Annotated in this window: 7 protein-coding genes and 1 other RNA gene; 6 read left to right on the top strand and 2 right to left on the bottom strand. The window is 61.8% G+C overall.

Annotated elements, in window-relative coordinates; genetic code table 11:
- Positions 1 to 121: 121 nt before the first annotated feature.
- Both ligA and ffs read left to right on the top strand, forming a co-directional pair.
- Complete coding sequence (gene ligA, locus ACF8Q6_RS26520; protein WP_392493518.1) at positions 122 to 2,452, top strand: NAD-dependent DNA ligase LigA; 2,331 nt, start codon at positions 122 to 124, stop codon at positions 2,450 to 2,452.
- A gap of 226 nt (positions 2,453 to 2,678) precedes the next feature.
- Positions 2,679 to 2,775, top strand: an RNA gene (gene ffs / locus ACF8Q6_RS26515) — signal recognition particle sRNA small type.
- A 28-nt stretch (positions 2,776 to 2,803) separates the two neighbouring features.
- On the opposite strand, the gene ACF8Q6_RS26510 is transcribed toward ffs, so the two are convergent.
- A complete protein-coding gene (locus ACF8Q6_RS26510; RefSeq protein ID WP_012051684.1) occupies positions 2,804 to 3,223 on the bottom strand; it encodes a helix-turn-helix domain-containing protein in 420 nt (139 codons plus the stop codon).
- A gap of 83 nt (positions 3,224 to 3,306) precedes the next feature.
- On the opposite strand from ACF8Q6_RS26510, the gene ACF8Q6_RS26505 reads away from it, so the two are divergent.
- Both ACF8Q6_RS26505 and ACF8Q6_RS26500 read left to right on the top strand, forming a co-directional pair.
- Positions 3,307 to 3,795: a DUF2938 domain-containing protein gene (locus tag ACF8Q6_RS26505; RefSeq protein ID WP_102885903.1), complete on the top strand. Its 489-nt coding sequence runs from the start codon at positions 3,307 to 3,309 to the stop codon at positions 3,793 to 3,795.
- A gap of 357 nt (positions 3,796 to 4,152) precedes the next feature.
- The gene (locus tag ACF8Q6_RS26500; RefSeq protein ID WP_012051686.1) at positions 4,153 to 4,428 is read left to right on the top strand and encodes a hypothetical protein; all 276 of its coding nucleotides are present in this window, start codon (positions 4,153 to 4,155) and stop codon (positions 4,426 to 4,428) included.
- Between the two features lie 209 nt (positions 4,429 to 4,637).
- On the opposite strand, the gene ACF8Q6_RS26495 is transcribed toward ACF8Q6_RS26500, so the two are convergent.
- The gene (locus ACF8Q6_RS26495) at positions 4,638 to 5,444 is read right to left on the bottom strand and encodes an ABC transporter substrate-binding protein (RefSeq protein WP_121783096.1); all 807 of its coding nucleotides are present in this window, start codon (positions 5,442 to 5,444) and stop codon (positions 4,638 to 4,640) included.
- Positions 5,445 to 5,565: 121 nt separating this feature from the next.
- Here ACF8Q6_RS26495 and dnaX point away from each other — a divergent pair, with 121 nt between their 5' ends.
- Both dnaX and ACF8Q6_RS26485 read left to right on the top strand, forming a co-directional pair.
- On the top strand, positions 5,566 to 7,644 hold the full coding sequence (gene dnaX, locus ACF8Q6_RS26490) for a DNA polymerase III subunit gamma/tau (RefSeq protein WP_392490211.1): 2,079 nt from the start codon (positions 5,566 to 5,568) through the stop codon (positions 7,642 to 7,644).
- Between the two features lie 63 nt (positions 7,645 to 7,707).
- The gene (locus tag ACF8Q6_RS26485) at positions 7,708 to 8,043 is read left to right on the top strand and encodes a YbaB/EbfC family nucleoid-associated protein (RefSeq protein WP_003254305.1); all 336 of its coding nucleotides are present in this window, start codon (positions 7,708 to 7,710) and stop codon (positions 8,041 to 8,043) included.
- The last annotated feature ends 118 nt before the right edge of the window (positions 8,044 to 8,161 follow it).

Raw genomic sequence — 8,161 nt, 5'->3', positions numbered from 1 at the left:
GGCATGTGATGCCCTCGTAGGAGCGGGTTTACCCGCGAAGAGGCCGGCACAGTCAATAGACACCTAAAACTCCACGCACACCCCAAGCTGCTCTTTTGCTTTGCAAGAGAAGACAAATCCCATGACCGCCGAAACCCGTATCCTCGAACTGCGTGCCGAGCTCGATCAGCATAACTATCGCTACTACGTGCTCGACGAGCCCAGCGTGCCCGATGCCGAATACGACCGCCTGTTCAACGAGCTCAAGGCGCTGGAAGCTGAACACCCGCACCTGGTAACCCCCGACTCGCCCACCCAGCGCGTTGGCGGCGCTGCCTTGGCTGCGTTCAGCCAGGTGCGCCACGAAGTGCCCATGCTCAGCCTGGGCAACGCCTTCGAAGAAGCCGATCTGCGTGAGTTCGGTCGCCGCGTAGTAGAAGGCCTCGATCAGCCGGGCGCGGTCGACTACAGCTGCGAACCCAAGCTCGATGGCCTGGCCGTGAGCCTGCTGTACCGCGACGGACAGCTGGTGCAGGGCGCCACCCGGGGCGACGGCACCACTGGCGAAGACATCAGCGCCAACGTACGCACCGTGCGCAACATCCCGCTCAAGTTGCAGGGTAGGGGCTGGCCGGCAGTGCTGGAGGTGCGCGGCGAGGTGTACATGAGCAAGGCCGGTTTCGACCGGCTCAATGCCGCCCAGGCCGAGGCCGGTGGCAAGACCTTCGCCAACCCGCGCAATGCCGCCGCTGGCAGCTTGCGCCAGCTGGACTCGAAAATCACCGCCAGCCGCCCGCTGGAGTTCTGCTGCTATGGCGTCGGCCAGTTGTCCGAAAGCATCGGCGACAGCCACATCGGCATCCTCGAGCAACTCAAGGCCTGGGGCCTGCCGATCAGCCGCGAGCTCAAGCATGCGGCGGGCATCGAAGAATGCCTGGCCTACTACCGCGACATTGGCGAGCGGCGTAACAGTCTGCCGTATGAGATCGACGGTGTAGTGTTCAAGGTCAACAGCCTGGCCGCCCAGCGCGAACTGGGCTTCCGCGCCCGTGAGCCGCGCTGGGCGATTGCCCACAAGTTCCCGGCCATGGAGGAGCTGACCGAGGTGCTGGACGTTGAGTTCCAGGTTGGCCGTACGGGTGCCGTAACGCCTGTGGCGCGGCTGAAGCCGGTCAAGGTGGCCGGTGTGACCGTGTCCAACGCCACCTTGCACAACATGGACGAAATCGCCCGCCTGGGCCTGCGCATCGGCGACACGGTGATCATTCGCAGGGCCGGCGACGTGATCCCGCAGGTGATGCAGGTGGTGCTGGAGCGTCGTCCGCAAGACGCCCGCCCGGTAGAGGTGCCAAGCGAGTGCCCGGTGTGTGGTTCGCAGGTCGAGCGCACCCAGCTGGTCAAACGCAGCAAAGGCAAGGAAACCACCAGCGAAGGGGCGGTGTACCGCTGCGTCGGCCGCCTGGCCTGTGGCGCGCAGCTCAAGCAGGCGATCATTCATTATGTGTCGCGCCGTGCCATGGACATCGACGGCCTGGGTGAGAAGAGTGTCGAGCAGTTGGTGGATGAAGGCCTGATCGGCTCGCCGGCTGACCTGTACAAGCTGCAGTTCGAACAGGTCGTCGGCCTTGAAGGCTTTGCCGAGGTGTCGACCCAGAAGCTGCTGGATGCCATCGAAGCCAGCAAGCGCCCGAGCCTGGCGCGCTTCATTTACGCGCTGGGCATCCCGGATGTCGGCGAGGAGACTGCCAAGGTGCTGGCCCGCTCGCTGGGCAGCCTGGCGCGCGTGCAGCAGGCATTGCCGCAGGTGCTGACCTATTTGCCGGACATCGGTCTCGAAGTGGCCTACGAGATCCACAATTTCTTTGAAGACGAGCACAACCAGAAGGTTATCCAGCAGCTGCTCGACAGCGGTATGCAGTTGCAGGACGAAGGTGAGCTGGCTGCCGAATTTGCCGCCAGCACCACCTTGGCCGGGATGATCGCCAAGCTCGACATTGCCTCCGTCGGCCCGACCGGTGCCGAGAAGTTGGTGGCCAAGCTCGACAGCCTGGACAAGATCATCGCCGCCGACGGCATTGACCTGCGCCAGGCCCTGGCGGCCAAGCAGGCCGACGCCGTGCGTGAGTTCTTCAAGGATGAAGCAAACCAGAAACTGGCCCGGGACATCGAAGCGCAGCTGCTGGCATTCGGCATGCACTGGAGCAGCGAGAAGAAGGTGGCCGAAGGCTTGCCGCTGGCCGGCCAGACCTGGGTGCTGACCGGTACGCTGGAGCGCATGAGCCGCGACATTGCCAAGGACAAGCTGGAAAGCCTGGGGGCCAAGGTTGCCGGTTCCGTTTCCGGCAAGACCCACTGCGTGGTGGCAGGGCCGGGGGCAGGTTCCAAGCTGGCCAAGGCTGCTGAGCTAGGTGTGAAGGTACTGGACGAAGATGCCTTCGTCACATTCCTGGCCGAACAGGGCATAGCGGTCTAGGCATCCGTGCCCCCCCTGTGGGGGGCAACTGTCTTGCTCAAAACTCGAAAAGCCTGCGCGGTCGCCCGTAGGAGCGGGTTTACCCGCGAAGAGGCCCGTCCAGGCCGTCTCGACCCTGACAAGTCATTGAGAAATGATGACTTTTTCTGCCGCAGTGGTTGTATCTGCCCCAAAGACCGGTACAATGGCGCCACTCGCTGCTCAGCGAGGCATGTAGTGGTGGCCCCATCGGTCCCCCCGCATTGATTACCCGTTAACCTGGTCAGGCCCGGAAGGGAGCAGCCATAGCGGGAACATCGAGTGCCGGGGTGTGGCTGGTGGGGCCGCCTCCATTTCTGGGGGCGGAAAACCTCAATCTGTAACGAACGCCTTCGTTCTTTCCTGCTTTTCGCCCAATGCCCCCGCCGCCGATAGCTTCATCAGCCGTTGGAATTTCGGGCATGCCAGATGATCTTTCTCAGGGCATTGCGCCGCATGCCGCAACCCCTTGCTCATCGCCTGCAACCGCTTGATCCGCGCATCCAGCTCGTCCGCCTTTGCTATCAGCATCTGTCGGTCGACCTGCAGGTCCACCAGCATCGTCCCCACTTCATCCAGCGAAAACCCCGCGGCCTGCCCCAGGGCGATCAGCGCCAACCGGTCTGCCACATCGGCTGCAAACTGTCGACGCTGACCGTGCCCGGCAAGCGACTTGAGCAAGCCTTTCTTCTCGTAGTAACGCAGTGTCGATGCAGGTACGCCAGTGCGTTTGGCGACGTCGGCAATGTCCATTTCGGGCCCTTGACTTGAAGTTGACTTTAACTTCTATGCTGCGCGGCATGGTAATGACCGTCAACCTTCGAGGGCTTGTTCAAATGACGTTTACTGCGATGTTTCTAGCTGCATTGCCGATTGGCATTGGTGCCACTGTAGTGATGGACCTGTGGGGGTTGCTGCTGAGGCGGTTAGGTATCGCAACGCTGAATTTCGCCATGGTCGGACGTTGGGCGGGGCACCTGCTAGGCGGGCGTGTTTCGCACCAAGCGATTGCCAAAGCGGAACCGGTGCGAAATGAGTTGGCGTGGGGATGGGTGATTCACTACGCCACCGGCGTGCTTTTCGCGATGCTGCTGGTTGTGATCGTAGGGGAGGGCTGGTTGCGGTCGCCTACTCTTTTACCAGCAGTAGTTGTGGGTGTGGGTACAGTTGTGGCGCCGTTTTGCCTCATGCAGCCAGCGATGGGGGCAGGGTTCTTTGCGTCCAGGACGCCGACGCCTGCGCGCAACTGCCTGAAGAGCCTGGCCACGCATTTTGTGTTTGGTGTGGGGTTGTTCTTGAGTGCGTATTTACGGGCTTTGGTGTGAAGACAGGGAGCCCGATAACAGTAAGCACATGATCAGAGTGCCCACTTTAAGATAGGTCTGATAACAGTCTAGGAAAGCCCCTACACGTCAGGCAGGCATAGCGAATTATCCTACGTGTTCCGTCGACTCCCGTCTGATTGTCCCGGTCAACCTCGCCCACTAGGCTTTCGCGGTCGCTGTCAGTTCAGCGATCGGGTGTGGAAGCCTGGGTGGTTTGGCGGCTGTCGATATGACAGTTGTGCGTGGGAGGCCTTCGGGCCTGCCGGGTTTGCCATACCCCTGGTCTTCCACCCCGCGTACAACTGTCACCCTAAGTGTGGAAGCAAAAGGGTGCTCTCAGCCCGGTATGGTGAGCTCATGAAAAAATTGGTCCCCGATCCGCCCCACGTCTTTGATCTTCCCCAAGGCAAATCCCTTTCCCGCGCGATCAGCGAAGGCATCGTCCCGATGGAGTTCGCGTTGATGAATGTTTCCCACTACCTGATGTTCGCCTACAGCGATAGCCGGCGGGCGCTTGAGCGTATTCAGGACGAAGAAACCAGGCAGTTGTTGGAGCATGGTTTGCGGGCCATGCAGATTGCCTGGGGGCAGGCGGATGCTGTCAGCTTGGCGTTTGAACGTAAAGGCCGGTGACGTTGAGTTTGTGATAGCGATTGTGAATGTGCCGCACAATGCTCTGGGAGCGGGCATGCCCGCGAAGAATATAGCGCGGTGGATGGCACGGGCTTCGCCCGTGTTCGCGGGCAAGCCCGCTCCCATAGGGATCGCGCCAGCTTTTAGAAATTGAGCAAGACAGTTGCTCCAGCAGTGTTTGCGCAAGCGTTCGCGAAATGAGCAGGGCGTTAGTTGCGCTGGCTGTGTGCCGGCATTTTGCTGGGTATTTCGGGCCGGGCCACAGACATACTGTCCGGGTCGCCCGTCCCTCCATACCGCTGCAAAATCCGCTCGATCTCCCCCGACTGCTTCATTCTTACCAACGCCCGCAACAGCCCTTGTGTCGGTATCGCCGGATCGTTGCGCACCATGCATCCCAAATCCTGTTCCTCCAGCACTGCCAGCGCCTGCAATTGCTGCTCCGCTGGCAACCCTTGGTTGAACCACTGCAACGACAACTGGTTGCTCACCGCATGGCGATACCGGCCTGCCTGCAGCTTTTGCAGCACCAGCAACTGGCTGCGGCTGTCCTCACGGTGCAGCTGGCCGTGGTCCAGCAGCGGTTGCAGGGTTGAATAGGTGTAGCCCAGCACTGTGCCGATCGCCTGAGGTGGCAGTTGCTCGGGGGGTATCGGTGTGCTGTCACCGGCGCGGCCGACCAGTACGTCACGCTGATGAATCAGTGGGATACTCCACACAAAATCCCTTGGGCGGTCGTTGAGCCATTGGGTACTGACGTAGCAACGGACATCAATGTCGCCGTTGCTCATGGCCTCCTCCAGGCGCAGGCGGGCCATGACGTGGAACTCGGGGCGAGCGCCCACTTGCCTGGCAACGGCTTGCATCAGGTCGTAAAGCAATCCCTCCACTGGCTGATCGCCTTCGATGCGTACCAGCGGCATGCTCCAGCTCTCGGCAACTGAAAAGCGCAGCACCGGCTGGTCAGCCAGGCTGTTTGTAGACCACAGCAGTAACAGGGCCAGCAGTCTTCGCAAAGGCAATCCTCCCTGAACAATGCGCCATTCCAAGCTTAGACGAGTTGCGCAGGGTGCAATTTTGCCCCCGCTCCGCTAGCATTAGCGATCTTCCGCTCGATCAGGCTACGATGGTTTTTCGATGAGTTATCAGGTTCTTGCACGAAAATGGCGTCCGCGCTCGTTCCGCGAAATGGTCGGCCAGACCCATGTGCTCAAGGCCTTGATCAATGCCTTGGACAACCAGCGCCTGCACCACGCCTACCTGTTCACCGGTACCCGCGGCGTGGGCAAGACGACCATCGCCCGTATTATCGCCAAGTGCCTGAACTGTGAAACCGGCATCACCTCCACGCCCTGTGGCACCTGTTCGGTGTGCCGTGAAATCGACGAAGGCCGTTTCGTCGACCTGATCGAGATCGACGCCGCCAGCCGCACCAAGGTCGAGGACACCCGCGAACTGCTCGATAACGTGCAGTACGCCCCCAGCCGTGGGCGCTTCAAGGTCTACCTGATCGACGAAGTGCACATGCTCTCGACCCACTCGTTCAACGCCTTGCTCAAGACGCTGGAAGAGCCACCGCCCTACGTCAAGTTCATCCTCGCCACCACCGACCCGCAGAAGCTGCCGGCCACCATCCTGTCGCGCTGCCTGCAGTTCTCGTTGAAGAACATGAGCCCGGAGCGGGTGGTGGAGCACCTCAGCCACGTACTGGCCGCCGAAAATGTGCCGTTCGAGGAAGATGCCCTGTGGCTGCTGGGCCGTGCGGCCGATGGTTCCATGCGTGACGCCATGAGCCTGACCGACCAGGCCATCGCCTTTGGTGAAGGCAAGGTACTGGCTGCCGATGTACGTGCCATGTTGGGTAGCCTAGACCATGGCCAGGTGTATGGGGTCTTGCAGGCACTGCTCGAAGGCGATGCCAGGGCTTTGCTGGAGGCCGTGCGTAACCTGGCCGAGCAAGGTCCCGACTGGTCGGGCGTTCTGGCCGAAATGCTCAATGTGCTGCACCGTGTAGCCATTGCCCAGGCGCTGCCCGAAGCGGTAGACAACGGCCAGGGTGATCGCGAGCGGGTATTGGCGCTGGCTTCGGCGCTGCCGGCCGAGGATGTGCAGTTCTATTATCAGATGGGCCTGATTGGCCGCCGTGACCTGCCCCTTGCGCCGGACCCGCGCGGTGGCTTCGAGATGGTGCTGTTGCGCATGCTGGCGTTCCGCCCGGCAGACACGGACGACGCACCGAAGCCGGTGCTAAAGCCAGCGGGGATCAGCCAGGCCACAGCTGATCCTGCAGGGAAGGTGGCAGCCGCGGCGCCGGTCGAGCCTTCATCACCTGTCGCGGCTGTGCCGGCGGAGCCTGTAGCGCAAGCCCCGCAACTGGAGGTGCCTGCACCCGCGACGGCTGATCATGAGCCGGAGGCCGAGGCAGATGTTGAGCTGAAGGCCGAAGCTGAGGCCATCTCCGTACCTGAGCCTGTTGCCGAAGTGGTCGACTTGCCGTGGGAAGAGCCTGCCGTTGCACCCGCGCCGTTAGCGGCTGAACCCGCGCCCGAACCGGCACCTGCCGAGCCCGAGCCTGTTGCCCCGGTGGCGCCCCCACAGGCCACCCCGGCACACGACGAGCCGCCTTTCGACCCGTCTGCCTACGCTGCCGTGGGGATGGAGCGCGACGATGAGCCGCCGCTTGACGAAGACTATTACGGCGGCGAAAGCGATCCGGCAGGCTTCAGCTACCTGGACGAGCTGGCCGAACATGTTCAGGAAGACGTGTCCAAACCGGCGGCCGAACCGTTGCCGGCAGCCAAACCGGCCACCGGTCTGGCCCTGCAATGGCTGGAATTATTCCCACAGTTGCCTGTGTCCGGGATGACAGGCAACATCGCGGCAAACTGTACGCTGATTGCCGCCGATGGCGACGACTGGTTGCTGCATCTGGATCCGGGCCAGGGGGCGTTGTTCAACGCCACCCAGCAGCGGCGCCTGAACGAAGCGCTCAACCAGCACCTGGGGCGCACGCTGAACCTGCGCATCGAGCTGATCCTGCCCGAGCAGGAAACCCCGGCTCAGGCCGCAGCGCGCAAGCGTGCCGAGCGCCAGCAGGACGCCGTCGCGTCGATCGAGCAGGATCCGTTGATCCAGCAGATGATCAAGTTGTTCGGCGCCAAGGTGCGGCAGGATACTATTGAGCCTGTAGAAGCCCTGGCCAGTCAGGGCCAGTAACGGATAACCATGCGGCCGGCCCGGTGCCGGGCCGCATCACATGACCCAATCGAGGTATATCCCATGATGAAAGGTGGCATGGCCGGCCTGATGAAGCAGGCCCAGCAGATGCAGGAAAAAATGCAGAAGATGCAGGAAGAACTGGCCAACGCCGAAGTCACCGGTCAGTCCGGTGGCGGGCTGGTGAGTGTGGTGATGACCGGTCGTCATGACGTCAAGCGCGTCAGCATCGACCAGAGCCTGATGTCGACTGATGAAGACGACAAGGAAGTTCTGGAGGACCTCATTGCCGCTGCGCTGAACGACGCCGTGCGCAAGGTTGAGCAAAGCAGCCAGGAAAAGATGGGCGGCATGACCGCCGGCATGCAACTGCCGCCGGGCTTCAAGATGCCGTTCTAAGGCATTGAGGTACTCAAAAACGCCGCTGATATCAGCGGCGTTTTTTTTGCGTAGATTTCACCCAGCTGCGGTCTGCTCCTTATGTGGGGGCGGCCTTGTGTCGCGAAAGGGGCGCGAA

Origin of the sequence: Pseudomonas sp. GLN_2, assembly GCF_043106005.1 — a bacterium.
Classification (GTDB): Bacteria; Pseudomonadota; Gammaproteobacteria; order Pseudomonadales; family Pseudomonadaceae; genus Aquipseudomonas; species Aquipseudomonas alloputida.
This window is presented reverse-complemented; position numbering and strand designations above follow the sequence as displayed.